This is a genomic window from Proteus terrae, assembly GCF_003144325.1.
GTDB classification, from domain to species: Bacteria; Pseudomonadota; Gammaproteobacteria; order Enterobacterales; family Enterobacteriaceae; genus Proteus; species Proteus terrae.
The window spans coordinates 270,860-292,186 of the sequence record NZ_PENS01000001.1; the positions used below are offsets into that span (position 1 = coordinate 270,860).

At 39.1% G+C, this 21,327-nt stretch carries 16 protein-coding genes; 2 read left to right on the forward strand and 14 right to left on the reverse strand.

Translation table 11 applies throughout. The annotated features are described in order from the left end of the window. Window positions 1–22: 22 nt before the first annotated feature. The 12 genes from DK857_RS01150 to ribF all read right to left on the reverse strand — a co-directional run bounded on the left by DK857_RS01150 (window position 23) and on the right by ribF (window position 16,946). Window positions 23–1,663: an ATP-binding cassette domain-containing protein gene (locus DK857_RS01150; protein ID WP_157957585.1), complete on the reverse strand. Its 1,641-nt coding sequence runs from the start codon at window positions 1,661–1,663 to the stop codon at window positions 23–25. After that, window positions 1,653–3,347, reverse strand: a complete 1,695-nt coding sequence (locus tag DK857_RS01155) for an ABC transporter ATP-binding protein (protein WP_109401333.1) — start codon at window positions 3,345–3,347, stop codon at window positions 1,653–1,655. The genes DK857_RS01150 and DK857_RS01155 overlap by 11 nt, the downstream gene beginning before the upstream one ends. Window positions 3,348–3,560: 213 nt before the next feature. After that, on the reverse strand, window positions 3,561–4,454 hold the full coding sequence (locus DK857_RS01160; RefSeq protein ID WP_109393200.1) for an AraC family transcriptional regulator: 894 nt from the start codon (window positions 4,452–4,454) through the stop codon (window positions 3,561–3,563). Between the two features lie 179 nt (window positions 4,455–4,633). Further along, on the reverse strand, window positions 4,634–4,777 hold the full coding sequence (locus DK857_RS01165; protein WP_088493748.1) for a Hok/Gef family protein: 144 nt from the start codon (window positions 4,775–4,777) through the stop codon (window positions 4,634–4,636). Window positions 4,778–5,281: 504 nt separating this feature from the next. After that, window positions 5,282–8,509, reverse strand: coding sequence for a carbamoyl-phosphate synthase large subunit (carB, locus tag DK857_RS01170; RefSeq protein WP_109401334.1), 3,228 nt, complete (start codon window positions 8,507–8,509; stop codon window positions 5,282–5,284). Between the two features lie 17 nt (window positions 8,510–8,526). Then, window positions 8,527–9,690 carry a glutamine-hydrolyzing carbamoyl-phosphate synthase small subunit gene (gene carA / locus DK857_RS01175; protein WP_109401335.1) on the reverse strand — a complete coding sequence of 388 codons (1,164 nt, stop codon included), beginning with the start codon at window positions 9,688–9,690 and terminating at the stop codon, window positions 8,527–8,529. Between the two features lie 435 nt (window positions 9,691–10,125). Beyond that, window positions 10,126–10,947 carry a 4-hydroxy-tetrahydrodipicolinate reductase gene (dapB, locus tag DK857_RS01180; protein WP_109401336.1) on the reverse strand — a complete coding sequence of 274 codons (822 nt, stop codon included), beginning with the start codon at window positions 10,945–10,947 and terminating at the stop codon, window positions 10,126–10,128. A 224-nt stretch (window positions 10,948–11,171) separates the two neighbouring features. After that, window positions 11,172–12,125 (reverse strand): 4-hydroxy-3-methylbut-2-enyl diphosphate reductase, encoded by a 954-nt coding sequence (gene ispH, locus DK857_RS01185; RefSeq protein WP_109393196.1) that lies wholly within the window; start codon window positions 12,123–12,125, stop codon window positions 11,172–11,174. After that, window positions 12,106–12,576 carry an FKBP-type peptidyl-prolyl cis-trans isomerase gene (gene fkpB / locus DK857_RS01190; RefSeq protein ID WP_088493753.1) on the reverse strand — a complete coding sequence of 157 codons (471 nt, stop codon included), beginning with the start codon at window positions 12,574–12,576 and terminating at the stop codon, window positions 12,106–12,108. The genes ispH and fkpB overlap by 20 nt, the downstream gene beginning before the upstream one ends. Window positions 12,577–12,645: 69 nt before the next feature. After that, the gene (lspA, locus tag DK857_RS01195) at window positions 12,646–13,161 is read right to left on the reverse strand and encodes a signal peptidase II (protein ID WP_109401337.1); all 516 of its coding nucleotides are present in this window, start codon (window positions 13,159–13,161) and stop codon (window positions 12,646–12,648) included. Between the two features lie 3 nt (window positions 13,162–13,164). Beyond that, a complete protein-coding gene (ileS, locus tag DK857_RS01200) occupies window positions 13,165–15,975 on the reverse strand; it encodes an isoleucine--tRNA ligase (RefSeq protein WP_109401338.1) in 2,811 nt (936 codons plus the stop codon). A gap of 29 nt (window positions 15,976–16,004) precedes the next feature. Next, a complete protein-coding gene (gene ribF / locus DK857_RS01205) occupies window positions 16,005–16,946 on the reverse strand; it encodes a bifunctional riboflavin kinase/FAD synthetase (RefSeq protein ID WP_109393193.1) in 942 nt (313 codons plus the stop codon). A gap of 430 nt (window positions 16,947–17,376) precedes the next feature. Between ribF and rpsT the strand changes: the two genes are divergently transcribed. Further along, a complete protein-coding gene (gene rpsT / locus DK857_RS01215) occupies window positions 17,377–17,637 on the forward strand; it encodes a 30S ribosomal protein S20 (protein WP_109393192.1) in 261 nt (86 codons plus the stop codon). A 72-nt stretch (window positions 17,638–17,709) separates the two neighbouring features. Here the strand turns inward: rpsT and nhaR are convergent, their stop codons facing one another. Together nhaR and nhaA are read right to left on the reverse strand one after the other, a co-directional pair. Beyond that, window positions 17,710–18,630, reverse strand: a complete 921-nt coding sequence (gene nhaR / locus DK857_RS01220) for a transcriptional activator NhaR (RefSeq protein ID WP_109393191.1) — start codon at window positions 18,628–18,630, stop codon at window positions 17,710–17,712. Between the two features lie 190 nt (window positions 18,631–18,820). Next, window positions 18,821–19,999, reverse strand: a complete 1,179-nt coding sequence (gene nhaA / locus DK857_RS01225; protein ID WP_109393190.1) for a Na+/H+ antiporter NhaA — start codon at window positions 19,997–19,999, stop codon at window positions 18,821–18,823. A gap of 440 nt (window positions 20,000–20,439) precedes the next feature. On the opposite strand from nhaA, the gene DK857_RS01230 reads away from it, so the two are divergent. After that, window positions 20,440–21,285, forward strand: coding sequence for a DMT family transporter (locus tag DK857_RS01230; RefSeq protein ID WP_109393189.1), 846 nt, complete (start codon window positions 20,440–20,442; stop codon window positions 21,283–21,285). Window positions 21,286–21,327 lie beyond the last annotated feature (42 nt).

Genomic DNA, 21,327 nt, shown 5'->3' on the forward strand with positions numbered 1-21,327 from the left:
CAACTAATGAAGATCGAAAAACTCAATATGATCCACAAAAACGTGAGAACCATATTGAAGATAACAACAATACACCAGGAGAACCTTCTTCAATGACTTTTCCATCATCAAGCACAATGACATGATCCGCCCGTTTGGCAATATTCGGATCATGGGTGATCACGACTCGAGTGGATGTTAGGTTTTCAAGATAAAGAGCCACTTTTTCACGACTGACTGTATCAAGGCTTGCCGTAGGTTCATCTAAAAATAAGATCTTAGGATCGGCTAATAATGAACGCGCTAAGCATAATCGTTGCTTTTGTCCTCCAGAATAACGGTCACCTTGTTCTCCTACATCTTCATCTAAATCAGTTTGAATCAACGGTAAATTCAATGCATTGAGTAACTGTAAAATATCCTTATCACTGATTGTTGATTTCTCATCTTGTAATAATGACCAGCGTAAAGTGCCTCTAATTAACTGGTTATGCTGAAATACGATTTGTCTTGTTTGCGCTAATACACTCTCAGATAAGTCGTTAACTTTTTTATCTCCATAAAAAACTTGCCCTTTATCCGCATCAATAAGACGCGCTAAAACATGTAGTAATGTTGTTTTACCTGCACCAGAACTGCCGACAATTGCCGTCATTTTTTTATCGGGGCATAGCGCTGTTATGTTAGAGAGGATCGGCGTACCTAAACTATTATTCACATCCAGTTGTTCACAACGAATGTCATTGCTTTTAGGCGTATCACTCTGTTTTGGGCTTTGTAATGTAGGAGCATCCAATGCGTTTTTAATTAATGTTAGTGACTGCTTGCTTTGTCTTAATGCTTGATCAATATGAGAAAGCTGAAATAACGGTTCAATAAAGCGAGCAATTAATACGACAACAGCTAACCACTGCGCTAAGGTGAGTTTGTTAGCATCAACATTTATCACACCAAACACGAGAACTGCGATAAAAATACCCTGAATGCAGAGAGAAAAAATTAAATGGTAAGGTAAACTCCGCTGTAATAACTGTACCTGTTGGTGATGTTGCGCTAACAGATCTTGCTGTAATTGCTGTGAAAATTGTGTATTGCGTCCACTTTTACGCAATAACGCCTGATGTTGTGCAAAATCAGCCAATGTTTTTGCTGCAACGTTCTCCGCAGTTTGAAGTGTAGCCTCTTGTTTATGCAATCCTTTGGCACTGATCCGCATCACAACAACAAGCAAGAACGCAGATAGCATAAAAATAAATGCAAAAGTGACGTTATAAAATAAAAGGCCAATAATGACCGTTAATGGTGTGACAACCACACTGATCACCGGAGCCAGTAAATGGGCAGGAATGCTCATTGCACTCATAGCAGCCCCTGAGCACAGTGTTTGCGCTTGGGGAGGTGGCGTTAAACTACGAGGCAAATGACGGATCAAGGCTTGAACCAAGATTTTCATCACCGTCGTCCCCGCAAGAAAACCATTTAATGTCGCAATGTACTGAAAAACCAATGTAATTAATGTTAATCCCGCTAACATCCATAAATATTGGCTTGGGTCTTGATGCCAATAAATAATAATAGGTAATAACAATAATCCACATAGCCCTTCTAAAATGGCACTAAAAACCATAAAACTAAGGGGAAATTTTAAAGATAAGAGTAATGAAACAAAGGGATTAGTCTTCATTTTGCTCTCCTTGTTTCTGAACAAAATCACGATAGCGTTCACACTCAAGTAGCAAATCATCATGATTTCCCATTGCTACTAACTTTCCATCAGCCATAAATATCACTCTATTCACCTGCTGTGCTAACGCCAAAGAATGTGTCACAACAATTCGTGTCATTGTTTTATTTTTCAATGCATTAAAAATATGTTGTGCATTATCAGGATCAAGCGCTGAAGAAGGTTCATCAGCCAATAATAACGGGCTATTAGCAATAAAAGCGCGAGCTATCGCTAAGCGTTGTGCTCCACCACCAGAAAGTGGCGTTTCATCATTGATGATTGTTGATAAACCTTGAGGTAGAAGCTCAATGACTTCAGCAAAATGCGTTTCATTAATTGCAGATTGCAGTTGTTCTTCACGACAATCTGGATTAAATAACAATAGATTATCTTTAATAGAATAAGGTAATGGTTGGCTGTTTTGCATCACTACAGTGGTGATTTGGTTTAATGCATGACGTGAATATGCTTGTAAGCGCTTATTCTCAATTAAGATCTCACCTGATGTTGCATCCATAAATCGAGCAATCAGTTGTAATAAAGAGCTTTTTCCTGCACCAGAAGGCCCGACAATGGCAATAAACTCCCCTTTTTTAATTTCAAAATTAATATTATCGAGGATCTTTTTATCACCATAAGCAAGGCAAACAGAATCTGCCGTTAATGCGACATGATGAGAAATACTCTCTACAGATTGCTCACCATATTGTATTTCAGGCTGCTGTAATAACTGTTGGATCCTTTGTGCGGATTTTTTTGCAACACGTAAAGCATCACCACCATGCCCCATCGCCATGACAGGCTCGGCAATACGTCTTAGTAATAAAATAAACAGCAATAAATCTGCCAACGGTAATGTTTGTTCAAAAGTAACCGCTCCCAGTAATAACCAGCCTGTGAGTAAGGTTGCACTTAATAATAACTGGGTTAGTGATCCCAATAATCCAACTCGTTTAACCCAATTTTGAAAATGAAAAACAAAATTAAATAAGGCTTTTTCTGTTTTACTGATAATGCCTTTATGTGGAAATTGACGTGCAACAAGAGGGTTTTCTGCCAGGAGTTGATAATCTTCAAAGAGTGCTTTCATCGCACTATCACGCTGTTCACAATAGGTTTGATAACGTGAAGATTGTGTTTGTTTAAAACAAAAATAAGCGATGATGAGAGGAATAAGAGCAAAAAGCAGTAAAGAAAGATTTAATATCGATAACACCATTATCGCAATAACAGGTACAACAATAAATTGCACAATATCAGCAGGCGCATGAGCAATTAATTGATGTAACGCTTTAATATCACGCTGAACATATTGATTAACGCCGTTTTTTCCTTGGCTAACAAACCAATTTAACGGTAATTTTTGCATTTTTTCTGATAATGCTAATCGTAATTGGTAGGTTAATTTGGCATCCATTAAATGCGTTAAATGAAATGCAATGGTTTGTGATATTAGCCATACGATCCCACCAATAACAGCAATGGTTAACCACAACGTATTACTAGAGGGGAAAGAAAGAAGAAGCTGATAAAGTGCTAACCACGGTACTAAAGAGCTAAAACCTGCAACTGCTTGTAGCAACAAGGCACCTATTAATAAAGGGCGATAAGGACGTAATAACGCCCATAATTCATTATGCATAATAATCTCCACAACATATTGTGGCACTATAACGAAAAGGGTATTTACCCTCTAGCGACAAGGCTTTAGATTGCGTGACTATTACTTTCGATTTAGAAGCAAATTGCTTATTTACTAAGCAAGATAGAGAGAAGTGAAATTAATTACCTGTTTAAGGTGTAGTAATTAACATTGAAAGAATATCAATATTACCCATAAACTTAATAAAATCAATTAAGGTGTAAAATGCCCTTTGCGTACATCACCCGGTAATATACCAAAACGTTTGCGAAATGCCACGGAAAAATGAGCTGGCGTATACCCAACATAATAGGCAACACTTGAGATAGATTCCCCTTCATTTAGCAACATATTATATGCGGTTTGTAAGCGATATTCTTGTAGCCAACCATAAACAGAATTACCAAATAATTGACGAAATCCTTGGGTGAGTTTTCGTGTATTTAATCCCACGCGTGCCGCTAATATTTCAAGTTTCGGTGGTGTTTCCATTTCAGCAATTAAGATCTCTTTCGCCTGTTTTAAGCTGTTTTTTTCACGCTGACTTAATGGTCGATTCGCAGGCTCTTGCGCATGACATAAATATTGCAAACTTAATGAAGCAAATTCACACGCTTTGCCAGAGTAATAAAGTGGTTTTAAAGAGTCATGAACTGGGTTTTGAAATAACTGCATGGTTAACGCCAAAAAAGTGTTATCCATAGTCAGATGATGCAGCATGAGTGATTGGTTTTGTTGCAGTATAGGGGGCAACAAAATATGTTGTTGCTCAAGCCACTGAGATGATAATTGCAATAATGTGTATCTTAGGGGATCGCCAGATTTAAATTGATTCAATAAAGAATAGCGTTCAACACTATTAGCAATAAAAATACTTGGTGTTGCTATCTCTATTTTCTGCCCATTGACACTTTCACTAATCACACTTCCACTATGAACAGCCACTAAATTAAAGCCGGCTTGATAAGTCTCTTCAATCTGCAGATCTTCCGTGGTTTCTAATACACCTTGGCGCAATAGAATTTGGTCTTGAAAGCGATATTCTTCAACCTGCTGATGCTTAGGTTGATAACCAATGTATGAATAGAATGAAGAGTGTTGAGACATAATAGAAAGATATCAGCAGAGTAAATAATCACCTATGTTGTCAGCTATATTGTCAAACATTCAACGAAATAGCAATCATTATCATTTATGCCGAATAATCTATTTTAAAGACAGGGTGCTTGTACCACAAATCTAACAACCTGAAGAAAAATTGGGGGGAGAAAACCTCCCCCACCAAACTATTTATTGCACATCAAAATAGCTTGAACTACAGTGCTTCCATCACTAATGTTAAGAGAACATAATCGTTCACCTACAATCATTGTGAAAGAAAGAACGGTCGCACAAATAACAGTAATTCCAAATAAGGTTATTTTAGTCAATTTTATTGACTCCTTTGTGAAAAGGAGACAGAATCAAGTTGTTCAGGTTTGAGTCTGTCCCCGGATTTTATGAGAATAAAATTCGGGGCTTTTCTCTTTCTGGCTCTTGCAAAATGCTTGAACCAAAATGATCCAAGCACCCACCAATATAGTAACAGAAATTTCTCTATCCCCTATACCTTATCAGTGGTAAATTACAAATTTAATCGAGTTAAAACAACATGTTACCTTATTAAGTAAAATGATTTACTATTGACTCAAACACCAAAAAAAGACAAAATAAATTCGCTAAAACAAAGAAATTAACTTGTTTTATTTTCTTGACTCCTTACTTGAAAAAAAGATCCGCACCCACCTCTTTGTTTTGCAATCGCCCCAAATAAATTTATTTGGGGCTTTCTTTTTTCCGTAAAATTTTCTTTTTTTAAATAGCGATAAAAAAACAAAAAATCCCGAATACAAGTTTCCTCATATTCGGGAGCATTATTACGGCAATAAATAAACTTAAACTTTATTTATCTTTTTATGCATTTCTTGCACTGAAATAACACTCGCCGTCGGATCTGCCGTTAATGATAGTGTTGTTGCAAATCCGCCATTTAGCGTCGTGTCATAATGGACTTTATATCTTAATGCACTGCGACGAATAATTTTAGAATCTTCAATGGCTTGACGACCTGATGTGGTATTAACAATATAGTCATATTCACCATTTTTAATTCTATCTTCAATATGCGGTCGCCCTTCATTCACTTTATTGACTAAGCGTGGATTTATTCCCGCTTCACCTAATACAATAGCTGTACCATGTGTAGCATCTAATTCAAATCCACTTTTTAGCAATTTCGTCGCCAAATCAACAACTCGCTTTTTATCACCTTCACGCACAGAAAGAAGTGCTCTACCTTTTTTCTTCATGGTAGAGCTGCTACCTAACATCGCTTTAGCAAAGGCTTGAGCAAAGGTTGTTCCAACACCCATCACTTCACCTGTTGAGCGCATTTCAGGCCCTAAAATCGGATCAACGCCTGCAAACTTATTGAAAGGTAAAACCACTTCTTTTACCGAGTAATAAGGTGGAATGACTTCTTTTGTGATCCCCTGCTCTTCAAGGCTTTGACCAATCATGACACGCGCAGCAACTTTGGCTAATGGCACACCTGTAGCTTTTGAAACAAAAGGCACCGTGCGGGCGGCACGAGGATTGACTTCGATAAGATAAACATCATCCCCCTTCACCGCGAATTGTGCATTCATCAACCCTTTTACACCTAATTCAAAAGCAAGCTCACGGACTTGTTTACGCATCACATCTTGAATTTCTTTGCTTAAGGTATAAGCAGGCAATGAGCAAGCCGAGTCACCAGAGTGAACACCTGCTTGTTCGATATGCTCCATAATGCCACCAATCACAACTTGTTTACCGTCACAAATCGCATCAATATCGACTTCAATCGCATCATCAAGAAAACGATCTAATAAGACAGGGGCATCGTTTGACACACTGACTGCAGTTTGGAAATAACGACGTAAATCAACTTCGTCATAAACAATTTCCATTGCGCGTCCACCAAGTACATAAGAAGGACGAACCACCAGCGGATACCCAATCAATTGTGCTTTTTCTACCGCTTCTTCTAACGCGGTTACAGTGGCATTTTCAGGCTGTTTAAGCCCTAATTTATCAACCGCTTTTTGGAAACGTTCACGATCTTCTGCTTTATCAATCGCATCTGGTGTTGTCCCAATCACTGGCACACCTTCTGCTTCTAACGCTCGGGCTAATTTTAATGGTGTCTGCCCACCATATTGCACAATCACCCCTTTCGGTTTTTCGATACGTACAATTTCAAGCACATCTTCTAACGTAACTGGTTCAAAATAGAGTCTGTCAGAGGTGTCATAATCTGTTGAAACCGTTTCAGGGTTACAGTTTACCATGATGGTTTCATAACCGTCTTCACGCAACGCAAGAGCCGCATGAACACAGCAATAATCAAATTCAATCCCTTGCCCTATACGATTTGGTCCACCACCTAAGATCATCACTTTAGGTTTATCTTGATGTGGATTTGCCTCGCACTCTTCTTCATAAGTCGAGTACATATAAGCCGTATCAGTAGCAAATTCTGCCGCACAAGTATCAACGCGTTTATAGACAGGATGGAGTTGATATTGCTCACGTAATTGGCGAATGGCGTGCTCTTTTACGTTAAGTATTTTAGCTAAGCGTGCATCAGCAAAGCCTTTACGTTTTAACCGACGCAAGAAATCAGCGCTTAACCCTTTTATACCAACTTCACTAACTTTTTCTTCAAGACGCACGATTTCTTCAATTTGAACTAAGAACCAGCGGTCAATATTGGTGAGATTAAATACACCATCAACGGATAGTCCTGCGCGGAAAGCATCTGCGATATACCAAATTCTGTCTGAACCGGCTTCTTTTAGCTCACGGCGAATTTTCGTTAATGCTTCAGGGTCGTCTAAATCGACTTTAGGATCAAAACCTGTCGCCCCAACTTCAAGGCCTCGTAATGCTTTTTGCAAGGACTCTTGTTGTGTTCTACCAATTGCCATCACTTCGCCAACAGATTTCATTTGTGTTGTTAATCTGTCATTTGTTCCTGCAAATTTTTCAAAGTTAAAGCGAGGGATTTTTGTGACAACATAATCAATGGATGGTTCGAAAGAGGCGGGTGTTCTCCCACCAGTAATATCATTCATCAGCTCATCAAGGGTATAACCTACTGCTAATTTTGCAGCAACCTTCGCAATTGGGAAACCTGTTGCTTTAGAGGCAAGCGCAGATGAACGCGAAACCCGAGGGTTCATTTCGATAACAATCAAGCGCCCTGTTTTTGGATCAACGGCAAACTGAACATTAGAACCGCCGGTTTCAACACCTATCTCACGTAATACCGCCATCGAGGCATTACGCATAATTTGATATTCTTTGTCGGTAAGGGTTTGTGCTGGTGCGACAGTAATGGAATCCCCTGTATGAATTCCCATTGCATCAAAGTTTTCGATAGAGCAAACGATAATGCAGTTGTCGTTTTTATCGCGCACAACTTCCATTTCATACTCTTTCCAACCAATGAGTGATTCATCAATTAACAATTCATTAGTCGGCGATAAATCTAAACCTCGGATACAGATTTCTTCAAATTCTTCACGATTATAGGCAATACCGCCACCTGTTCCCCCCATCGTGAATGAAGGGCGAATAATACAAGGAAAACCAACTTGTTCAGCAACAGCAAAAGCTTCATCAAGGTTATGTGCAATACCTGAACGTGCAGTATCTAAACCGATTTTTTTCATCGCTTTATCAAAGCGTTGTCTATCTTCTGCTTTATCAATTGCATCAGCTGTTGCACCAATCATGGTGACACCAAACTCAGCTAAAACACCTTGGCGCTCTAACTCTAGCGCACAGTTCAGTGCAGTTTGCCCCCCCATTGTCGGTAATACCGCATCAGGACGCTCTTTTTCAATAATTTTTCTCACAACTTGCCAGTGAATAGGCTCGATGTACGTTGCATCAGCCATTTCAGGATCGGTCATAATGGTTGCAGGATTTGAATTTACCAAAACAACTCGATATCCCTCTTCACGCAGGGCTTTACATGCTTGAGCGCCTGAATAATCAAATTCACACGCTTGTCCGATAACAATCGGCCCAGCACCTAAAATCAGGATTGTTTTGATATCTGTTCTTTTAGCCATTTTCTTTCGCTCCTGATTTATTTTGTTGTCACTGATTGCAGGTTTTGACGATATTGCGCGATAAGCTCGATAAAGTGATCAAAAAGAGGTGCGGCATCATGTGGCCCCGGGCTAGCTTCTGGGTGGCCTTGGAAACTGAATGCAGGTTTGTCTGTTCGATGAATACCTTGTAAAGAACCATCAAACAGAGATTTATGTGTCACACGTAAATTGGCTGGAAGTGATGTTTCATCAACAGCAAATCCATGATTTTGCGCTGTGATCATCACAGTATTTTTATCTAAATCTTTAACAGGATGGTTACCACCATGATGACCAAATTTCATTTTGATGGTTTTTGCACCACTAGCTAATGCGAGTAATTGGTGCCCTAAGCAAATACCAAATATTGGAATATCAGTAGTTAAAAAGGTTTGAATAGAGTTAATGGCATAATCACAGGGCTCTGGATCCCCGGGGCCATTGGAAAGAAAAATGCCATCAGGAGAAAGGGCTAAAACATCTTGCGCTGACGTTTGTGCTGGTACAACGGTGACTCGACACCCTCTATCTACCAACATACGTAAAATATTACGTTTCACACCGAAATCATACGCTACAATATGCAGTGGCAATTCAGTCGCTAATTTAGCTGCTGGTAATTCATTTTCTAACGTCCAACTACCTTGAGTCCATTGGTAAGGCTGTTTGACAGTTACTGTTTTGGCTAAATCCATTCCCTTTAAGCCAGGAAAGGCCTTGGCTTTTTCAAGAGCTAGTTTGGTATCAAGATGTTCACCGGCTATGATACAACCGTTTTGCGCGCCTTTTTCTCTCAACAAACGAGTTAACTTACGTGTATCAATGTCCGCAATAGCGACAATATTTTGGCGTTTAAGATAATCAGATAACGTTTCTTGCGCACGATAGTTGCTCATCACTAATGGCAAGTCGCGAATAATTAAGCCTTGAGCATGGATGGTTTCTGATTCTTCGTCTGAACAATTAACGCCGGTGTTGCCAATGTGGGGATAAGTGAGAGTAACAATTTGTTGGGAGTAAGAAGGGTCGGTTAATATTTCTTGATAACCGGTCATTGAAGTATTAAAAACGACTTCACCGATGGCGGCGCCTTCTGCGCCAATCGACTTGCCGTGGAATTCGGTCCCATCTTCTAGAACCAGTATAGCTTTTCTAATCAAAACGCCCTCCAGAGAATGATAAATCACATTTCATGCATATTAATTCAGATTTAAGACTCTAAATCAATGCCAAAAACATAAAATTGGGCAAATTTTTGGCAAATTGGGCGCATTCTAAAGATCGAATAGCCAGATGTCTAGAAAAAACACCTTTTTAATTTAAAAAATATCATTCATTAGCAATTTAGCCAACCAAGTGACAATTTATGTAATCATTCTTACAAATTTAACCGTTTGCTTACCAAGATAACTTAAAAAATAAAGAAAGAAGGCGTAAAATAAGGATTTGATGTATCTTGGTAGGTAAAAACAAAGAAAAAACAGAGATAACAAACAAAAAAAAAGACAAATAAATAAAAAACACCACAAATAAAATAAAAAACTCATAAATACAAAAATAATTATGAGTTTTCAATAAATTATATTTTTTATAAATTATAAATCTTCCAATGAAAGCACATCTTTCATATTATAAAGACCAGGTTTTTTATCACTTAACCAAATAGACGCCTTAACAGCGCCGTTTGCAAATGTCATTCGACTAGAAGCCTTATGACTTATCTCTACTCGCTCACCGATATCAGCAAAAATAGCAGTGTGCTCTCCCACAATATCGCCTGCACGAATAGTAGCGAATCCGATACTTTGAGGATCACGCTCTCCCGTGTGCCCAACTCGCTCATAAACTGCGCACTGTTTAAGATCACGACCTAACGCATCTGCAATAGACTCTCCCATTGCTAATGCAGTACCTGATGGCGCATCAACTTTATGACGATGGTGAGCTTCTACGATTTCAATATCAGTGTAAGATCCCATCACTTTAGCTGCTTTTTCAAGTAATTTAAGCACTAAATTAACACCAACACTAAAGTTAGCGGCAAACACGATCGGGATAATTTTCGCTGCATCATCTATGGCTTTTTTGCCTTCATCATCAAAGCCCGTTGTACCAATGATCATGCCTTTTTTCTGCTCTACACAAAATGCGATATGAGAAAGTGTTCCTTCAGGACGCGTAAAATCAATTAATACATCAAATTCATTCGCTTGAGCCAACAAGTTATCAGTGATTGTGATACCGATATGCCCGATACCCGCTAATTCTCCGGCATCAGCGCCAATCAATGAAGAATTAGTACGCTCAAAAGCAGCACCTAAAATGGTTCCTTCTTGTTGAGAAATTGCCTGAATTAATTGGCGCCCCATTCGACCACCAGCACCAACGACAGCAAGACGAAGTTCTTTTGCAGACATAACTAAATTTCTCCTTAACGATACTTATTATCTCTATTTATTGTTTACAGATTAGCGATGTCATCCGCTTGATGCCAGCATTTAACGTTCGAGATAAGAAAAACACACAAAACCGTAATCATTATCAGTAAAAGAGATGAACAGCATTATTATTCATTTAACTTTAGATATAAAAAAGCAGAGATTTAAACTCTGCTTTTAAAAATCACGCTTTCTAGATCGTTTTATTCGATAACTTTATAATCTAAACGAAGCTCTTTAGGGACTTCAAAAACGATATTTTCTTCACGTCCCGATAATTCGATCACTTCATCAGCACCAAAGGTTTTTAAACGTTCTAATACTTGTTGAACTAAAATATCTGGCGCTGAAGCCCCTGCGGTTACGCCAACAATATTTACATTAGCGACCCATGACTCATCAATATCTTCAAAGCTATCGATAAGATAAGAAGGCTTACCTGCTCGCTGTGCAAGCTCCGCTAAACGATTAGAGTTCGATGAGTTCTTTGAACCAACTACAAATACAACATCTGCTTTTTCTGCAAGTTCTCTTGCCGCTTCTTGGCGATTGGTTGTTGCGTAGCAGATATCATCTTTACGAGGCCCAATAATTTTTGGGAAGCGTGCATTTAAAGCATCAATCACTTCAGATGTATCATCAACAGAAAGCGTTGTTTGAGTCATAAAGCAAAGATTATCTTCATCTTTTACTTCTAATTTCCAAACATCAGCAGGTGACTCAACTAAATACATTCCCCCTTCAGGGTTATTGTATTGCCCCATTGTGCCTTCAACTTCAGGATGTCCCGCATGGCCTATTAAAATCGCTTCTTTGCCTTTACGGCTTGCTCTTGCCACTTCCATATGAACTTTAGTGACTAATGGGCACGTTGCATCATAAAGCATAGTTAAATTACGTGAACGAGCTTCTTGGCGAATAGCTTGAGAAACACCATGAGCAGAAAAAATTAAAATCGCGTTATCAGGAACTTCTGAAATTTCTTCAATAAAGATAGCGCCACGTTCACGTAAATCGTTAACGACATAGCGGTTATGAACAACCTCATGGCGAACATAAATAGGTGCGCCATAGATTTCCAGAGCACGGTCAACAATGCTGATAGCTCGGTCAACACCCGCACAAAAGCCTCGTGGGTTAGCCAGCAGTATTTGCATGTGTTGTTTCCTCCTCAGGATTGATGCCGACGACTTCAATATCAAATGTCACTTCTTCTGACGCTAACGGATGATTAAAATCAACCGTCACAGAATCTTCAGTGACATCTCTAACAATGCCCGGCATTTCACTACCATTCATTGCTGTAAATAGCATGATAGTTCCTGCTTCTGGCACACCAGACTCTGCAAAGTCAGAAGGCATAAAGTATTGGATCAAGTCAGGATTGTATTTACCAAAAAGATGTTCACCCGCAAGCGTAAAGGTTTTTTTATCTCCCGTTGATAATCCCAATAATTCAGCTTCTAAGGCTGGCGATAAACTTTCATCACCTAAACGAAAAAGAGCGGGTTTACCATGCGCTTGTGTAGATTCAGCAACAGAGCCATCTGCTAACTTTAAAGTGAAATTCAGCAACACTGCGCTGTCGTTGAGTACCTGCATAACCATACTAATACCTTCTATTAAGCGTAACCCCCGCCATAAGGCAGGGGTTATTTTAGTTAACTTCTTGTCTGATTACTTTTGCTTTTTTGCATCTTGAGGACTGACATTTTTATCAGGGAAAAAGCTCTCAATAATGATAAGCCCAGCACCGATGCAAATCCCCATATCAGCAATATTAAAGGTAGGCCAGTGCCAATCTCCGACATAAACATCAAGGAAATCGATTACAAACCCATGGATCAGACGATCAGAGAGATTACCCAATGCTCCGCCAATAATTAGCGCATAAGCAACGTTACTTAGTTTGGCACTCGCTTTGTTTTTATACATCATTACCAATAACGTAATGCAGATTACTAATGCAATCAGTGCAAAAAACCAACGTTGCCATCCCCCTTTATCTGCTAAAAAGCTAAAGGCAGCACCATAGTTATGGGCGTAAGTGAAATTGAAAAAAGGCATCACAGCAACAGATTCATACAGACGAAATGTCTGCATAAAATACTGTTTTGTTCCTAAATCCAACACCACTACGGCGACGGCCAGCCATAGCCAGCGTAAACCTGTAGAGCAAAGTGTTTTCTTCATTAATTAAGCAAACTTACGTTCTTCACCGTTACCGGCTACGTTAGTAACACAGCGTCCACACAATTCAGCGTGTTCCGCTACTTGACCGATATCTGTCGCATAATGCCAGCAACGAGGACATTTTTCGCCATCTGCTTTGTTAAAGGCGATTTTTAAACCCGCCATATCAGAAGCTAATGCTGTTTCTGGTGCTTCATTAATATCTGCCACTTTCGCTTGAGATGTTAATAAAACAAAACGCAGTTCGTTACCTAACGCATTTAACTTATCTGCCAAAGCTTTATCTGCATACAGAGTTACTGATGCTTCTAAAGAGCCACGCAGTTGTTTATCTGTACGAGCTTGCTCTAATACTTTGTTGACTTCACCACGAACAGCAAGTAATTCAGCCCAGTAGTCATCATTTAAAGTTTCTGATGCATCTAAGCCAAATAAATCGGTATACCATTCTTCAGTTAAAACATATTTTGAGCGTTCACCCGGTAACTCATTCCAGATCTCATCTGCTGTGAATGACATAACTGGCGCCATCCAACGAACTAATGCTTCACTGATATGGAATAACGCAGTTTGGCAACTACGGCGAGCAACGCTATCGCTTTTCGCAGTGTACTGTCTGTCTTTGATGATATCTAAGTAGAAAGAACCCATTTCCACTGAGCAGAACTGCATTAAGCGCTGAATAACATTATGGAAATCGTAATTTTCATAGTGTTTTAGAATATCCGCTTGTGCGGCTTTCGCACGACCTACTGCCCAGCGATCAAGTGTCACCATCTCTTCTGGCTTAACTTGGTGTTTTGCAGGATCAAAACCATTTAAGTTCGCTAAGAAGAAACGTGCGGTATTACGAATACGACGATAAGTATCTGCAGAACGTTTTAAGATCTCATCAGATACAGCGATTTCACCAGTGTAGTCTGTTGATGCAACCCATAAACGCAGGATATCAGCACCCAGTTTATCCATTACATCTTGAGGACTGACTGTGTTACCGATAGATTTAGACATTTTACGGCCTTGACCATCTACGGTAAAACCGTGTGTTAAAACTTCACGGTAAGGTGCTTTACCTTTGATTGCAGTCGAAATCATCAGTGAAGACATAAACCAACCACGGTGTTGGTCAGAGCCTTCTAAATACATATCAGCTGAATTGCCATGGTATTCTGGGCGAGCATCAACGACTGTTGAGTGTGTTGATCCTGAATCAAACCATACGTCCAGTGTATCTGGCGTTTTCATGTAATCATCAGCTTCATCACCCAGCACTTCACGGATATCTAAATCCCACCATGCTTGAATGCCGCTCACTTCAACACGTTTTGCAACTTCTTCCATCAACTCTAAAGTACGAGGATGCGGCTCTTGAGTCTCTTTATGAACAAACAGAGACATTGGCGTACCCCAAGTACGTTGACGAGAAATACACCAGTCAGGGCGGTTTTCAACCATTGATTCAATACGTGCTTGGCCCCAATCAGGGATCCATTTAACACCTTTGATCTCTTTTAATGATTGTTGACGTAAACCGTTTTTATCCATGCCAATAAACCATTGTGGTGTGGCACGGAAAATAACTGGTGTTTTATGTCTCCAACAACAAGGATAGCTATGTTGTAAGGCTTCATGATGTAACAGAGCGCCTTTCTCTTTTAGTAGTTCAACAATGATATCATTCGCTTTAAAAACAAAAACGCCATCTAATGTTGGATAAGTACCTGCTAAGTAGCAACCATTTGGTCCAACAGGGTTTGCAACTTCTAAGCCGTATTTTTGACCAATAACAAAGTCATCAGGACCGTGACCTGGTGCAGTATGAACAGCACCTGTACCCGCTTCTAACGTAACGTGATCACCTAAAATTGCAGGTACATCAAAGCCCATAAATGGATGATTAAAGCGCAGTAGCTCTAAATCAACACCTTTACATTCACCTAAAACAGTCCAGCTCGTTACACCAATACGCTTCATTACGCCTTCAACAAGATCAGCGGCTAAAATCACGCATTCATCGTTAAAAGAGACTAAGGCATAATTAAATTCTGCATTTAATGCGATAGCGCGGTTAGCGGGTAATGTCCAAGGCGTTGTTGTCCAGATAACCAAAGAAATTGGTTTATCCGTTGTTGCATGGAATTTTGCGGCAACTGCACTTGGATCAACGGCAGTGAAACGCACATCAATGGAAGGTGAAGTTTTGTCGTAATATTCGACTTCAGCTTCTGCCAATGATGAGCCACACGCTGTACACCAGTGAACAGGTTTAGCCCCTTTTAACAAGTGGCCATTTGCGATAATACGCGCTAATGCACGGATAGTATTCGCTTCAGTTTTATAGTCCATTGTAAGATAAGGTTTTTCCCAATCTCCTAGAACCCCTAAACGAATAAAATCTTTTTTCTGTGCTTCGATTTGCTCGTAAGCGTATTTACGACATTCCTCGCGGAATTGCGCTGCCGATATTTTCTCTCCAGGTTTACCTACGATTTGTTCAACTTTTAGTTCGATAGGTAATCCGTGACAATCCCATCCTGGAATGTACGGAGAATCAAAGCCTGACAGCCCTTTGGATTTAATAATAATATCTTTGAGAATTTTGTTTACTGAGTGACCAATATGAATATTGCCGTTGGCGTATGGAGGGCCATCGTGCAAAATAAACGTTTTTTTACCACTTTTAGCCTGACGAATTGCTTGATACAAACCTTCTTTGTACCAACGTGATAACATCTCTGGCTCGCGCTTTGCTAAATCCCCGCGCATAGGGAACCCTGTTTCTGGTAAGTTCAGGGTATTTTTATAGTCACTCATTCGATTCTCAGTTCCAATTTTCCGCTAGTTTATGACTCCGACCGCTGCGATAAAAAATCCCTAGCAGTAGCCACATCATCTGCGATTTGCTGCTTTAATGCATCCAATGATGCAAATCGCTGTTCATTACGTAATTTCTTTCGTAACACAACATCAATACGACGTCCATATAAATCCATATTAACGTCGATTAAATGAACTTCTAATTGTACGCCCTTCCCTTGTACAGTAGGACGACTTCCGATATTTGCCACACCAGGTAAAGGTGATTGATTATCTGATAAATAGACATCAACGGCATAAACGCCTTTAACGGGTGCAACTAAGCGTTTCATAGGAATATTGGCTGTCGGAAAACCAATAGTTCTACCTAATTCATTACCATGAACAACACGCCCACAAACACTGTAAGGATGTCCCAGTAGTGATTCAGCAAGGACTAAATCATCATTGAGTAACGCTTCTCGTACCGCAGTGCTACTGATACGCAATCCTTTATCGCAATAACTTTCGGTATTAGCGACTTCAAATCCATATCTTGCACCGGCTTGTTGTAAAAAGTGAAAATCACCTTCACGGTTTTTGCCAAAGCGAAAATCATCGCCAATAGCAAGAAACTTCACCCCTAATTTATTCACCAATAGTGATGAAACAAACTCTTCTGGGGTTTGCGCTGCAAATTGTTTATCAAACTTGACACACAAAAGGTAATCAATACCACATTCAGCCAAATACTTTATCTTGTCTCGTAAGCGAGTCAGACGTGCTGGTGCCTTTTCTGGTAAAAAGAACTCAAGTGGTTGAGGCTCAAATGTCATCACAACAGTAGGTAATCCTCGCTGTGACGCTTCTTGCTTCAAATGTTTCAATAATGCCTGATGGCCTCTATGGACACCATCAAAATTCCCAATTGTCAGAACGCAACCGTGGTGTAGCGCTCTAATATTTTGTATACCGCGAATTAGCTCCATAACTGGCTCAATACCGTGGAAATTATTGGATTATACCTTGTCAAAGGCTTGAGAGTAACCCAATATATCAATGTTTATTGATGAGTAATATCTCGACAAGTCGATTCACTGTTATTCTTAAATTTGATTGCTCACATCAAACAAAAATGGACTATCACTCACTTCTTGGTTATAAAACTGCATAAAATCCAGCATAGATCCTATTAGAATCTATTATTTATTACTCATATACACGATTTTGATGATTTTTTCACTCAAAAGACTGTATTCTACCCGTCTTAACTGATAAAATCTTGCGCCATCACAACGAAACAAGTGTCGCGTACAACGACGCTAATTTTGTATAAATCCATTGACAAACTTAGGTTGAAAAGGCATATTCCTTCACCTTTGTATTTGTCCTCGCTAGAATATATTTGGGAGTTGGAACTTGGCTAATATCAAATCAGCTAAGAAACGTGCGGTTCAGTCTGAAAAGCGTCGTCAGCACAACGCAAGCCGTCGTTCTATGATGCGTACTTACATCAAAAAAGTATACGCAGCAGTTGCTTCAGGTGATAAAGAAGCAGCACAAAAAGCATTTAATGACATGCAACCACTTGTTGACCGTCAGGCAACTAAAGGCTTAATTCACAAGAATAAAGCTGCACGTCATAAAGCTAATCTGCAAGCACAAATCAAAGCAATGTAATATTGCTTTCTTGTGTTATAAAAAACCGGCTTATGCCGGTTTTTTATTTTCTGCTTTTTAATCACAATCCACTTATGGGTTTGCAACACTCTTCTTGTCTCCATTAAAAAGCTCTGAAAAATCCGTATTACAAACACGTTGAACGGCTGGATGTTGGATCATTCGCTCTGCAAAAATTGCATAGTACTCTTCTTTTACCGTATCAAGCATCCCAATCTCTTCGATATTACTATGAGCAAAAGTTTCATCGGTATACAGTGAAGGCGCCACAAAGATAGCATTATAATTTAAGCCAAATGCTTTCATTAATGCCGCATCATCAAACTCACCCAATATTTCCACTTGAAGGTTTTTGTTACGTATCCATGTTAATAAATGGCGGCCTAACATATATCGACGACCCGGAATGAGGAGTTTTCGCTCTTCTAAACATTCAGGAAATGGTTTTTCAGGAAGAGGATGACTGCAAAAAAAGCTCATATTACATTCACCAAGCTTTACAGAGAACAGACCTTCTTGTTGTGACGAATCCACAGGGCAATCGGATAGGATCATATCCAGCTTATGCTGACTTAATTGTTCGAGTAATAATTCATGAGTCGATTCAAAACAGCGCAGGTGGATTTGCTCATTATCAATCAAAGCTGTTTCTAATACGCGACTGACTAATTGTTTAGATAATGCATCCGCAACACCGACATCAAACAGTAAGTTCGATTCACGGCTGTAGTTGACGATATCCAGCATTTCTTGGCTGAGCATAAACATTTTATCGGCATAACGAAAAATGAGTTGCCCCAGCTCTGAAGGAACTAACCCCCTTCCTTGGCGTTTAAATAGTTTGCCACCCAATCTTTCTTCTAATGCTTTAATTTGCCCTGTTATTGTCTGAGGTGTCAGATACAGCGCTTGCGCTGCACCCACAACAGAGCCTTCTTTACACACATGCCAAAAATAATAAAGATGGTTAAAATTGAGATGTGACACCCGCATAGTTATCTTCCTTTCAACTTCTGTGCTTCAAACACAGACTATTTAATAACGCATTAGTTTGCGATTGGCTTTCCTTGTATCCAATCCTCATAAAAACACCTACGGCACAATACATTGTATTGCACCGTAGGTTTAAATATATAGCTCGGTATTTATTGTGTTGAGAAACTCAAATCCGTAATAAATTTCCCTATATTGACTTCGTTTTTAACTTCGGCAAAACAGAGCGAAGCAACAAATATCCCACAATAGCGGCTACCGTTGAACCTACTAAAATACCAAGCTTAGCGTAGGTATTATAAGCTTCATCCGCACCATCGAATGCTAATCCTGCTATAAAGATAGACATAGTAAAACCGATACCACATAGCACAGACACTGCAAATATTTGTTTAAGATTAATCGCATCTGGTAATTTTGCAATGCCTAGTTTTACCGAAATCCAACTAAAGAGGAAAATTCCAATCGGCTTACCTAAAAATAGACCTAACGCGATACCTAACGGTAAGGCAGACAACATGCCATCAAGCGTTACGCCATTTAAAGAAACCCCTGCGTTGCTAAATGCGAACAGCGGTAAAATAAAATAGGCAACCCAAGGGTGCAACACATGCTCTAATTCTTCAGAAGGAGAATCCCCTTCTTTATTTCTTAATGGGATAAGGAATCCAACAATCACACCTGCAATCGTTGCATGAATACCTGATTTTAAAATACACACCCATAAGATGAACCCAAGAATTAAATAAGCAGCCGTATTACCCACTTTACGCCAGTTCATTACACCCAGAGCAATCACTATCAACCCTGCCAAAGCGAGAGGTATTAGTGCAATACTCTTTGAATAAAAAAGCGCAATAATAACGATTACACCTAAGTCATCAATAATAGCTAATGCTAATAAGAAGACTTTTAGCTCAACAGGAACACGCTTGCCAAGTAACGCCATAACACCCAGTGCAAAAGCAATGTCTGTTGCTGCAGGAATTGCCCACCCCTGCTGTCCAATGGCATCAGTACTATTGAACATCAAATAAACCAATGCTGGAGCTAACATGCCCCCCACTGCGGCTATTGCAGGGAAAATAGCTCTATCACGCTGAGCCAAAGAGCCTTCTTTTAATTCACGTTTAACTTCTAATCCTACCACTAAGAAAAAGATCGCCATTAAGGCATCGTTTACCCAAAGTAATAATGGCTTATCAAGTTCGAAAGCACCGAATTTGATCATAATAGGAATAGATAAAAACTCATTATACAAAGCACTTAGAGGTGTATTCGCCATAATCAATGCGATAATAGCAGCAATAATCAGAAGAATACCGCCTGATGCCTCTAATCTCAAAAATTGTCTAATAATTGCCGTCATAATATTAACCTCGAAATCTCTAATCTTGTTAATAATATGCTAATCATGAATTCGTAAAAAACAGATTATTTATGGATAATAACTCGGATTATTCGATTAATGAAAGAAATATCAAGAAAAATAGGATGAATAATATCAATTTATCAACACGTTCCTTCAGTGATATAAAAATTGGAATAATTTAAAAAATCAAAGTCAACACATTGAATAAAAAGATTATTTTTTATAAATAAGTAAAAACAAGCCTCTTTTTTGATAATTACCTACAATCGATAAAATAGGTCAAACATATCAATTTTCATTACTGAAAATAATCTAGCTCTGTTTCCTCACGCTTTAAATAATCTCAGATGATAAAAAATAGTGACGTATCCACTCGTTAACCATTGTGTTATTGTTTTATAAAAAATTACCCTTTCCATATTAAGGTTTTTATCAATATGTCGATTACTGTTTTTATTGCCGTTTTATTTGCTGCTATCTTTCATGCATGTTGGAACGCATTGGTTAAAGTAGGCAGTGATCGATTTTTAGGGATCTCGTTACTGACTTTCTTTTCTGGTGTTGTAACACTACCCGCCCTGTTTTGGGTTGGGTTACCTGATGTTGGTGCATGGAAATGGCTTGTCCTTTCTGTTTTATTTCATATTGGTTATACACTCTCTTTAAGCCGTTGTTATACCTTGGCTGACTTTAATCAGATTTATCCTATCTCTCGTGGTAGTGCGCCATTAATGACCGCTTTTCTTGGCTTCTTTCTCTTCCATGAAACACTACCCATAGCTGGCTTGCTAGGTATTTTATTTATCATTTTGGGTATTATCCTTATCTCACGCAGTAGGAAAATAGCAGAGTTTAATTTACGTAAAGATGCACTCTTTTTTGCGCTGCTTACCGCATTATTTACCGCAAGCTATACCCTGTCTGATGGTAATGGCTCTCGTGTAGGTGAAACACCTTTTGCTTATATTTTATGGCTCTTCTTTTTAAATGGTGTTGCAATGTATTTACTTGCTTGGCTTCGTTATCGCCAACATTTAAAAGCCAAAATAAAAGATTATTGGAAACCCGCATTTTTAGGTGGGATCATGCAATTGGTAAGCTATGGCATTGTGATATGGGCGATGAGTCATGCTTCAATCGTACTTGTGGCTGCTTTAAGAGAAACCAGCGTGTTATTCGCCATGATCTTATCTGTTTATCTGTTAAAAGAGCAATTTAATCGTAAACAACTATTAGCGTGTTTAGTGATTTTAGCGGGTATTGTTGCCATCAAGATAGGGTAAATATGAAATACCCTTCAAATAAAAAAAGCCTGATGACAGTCT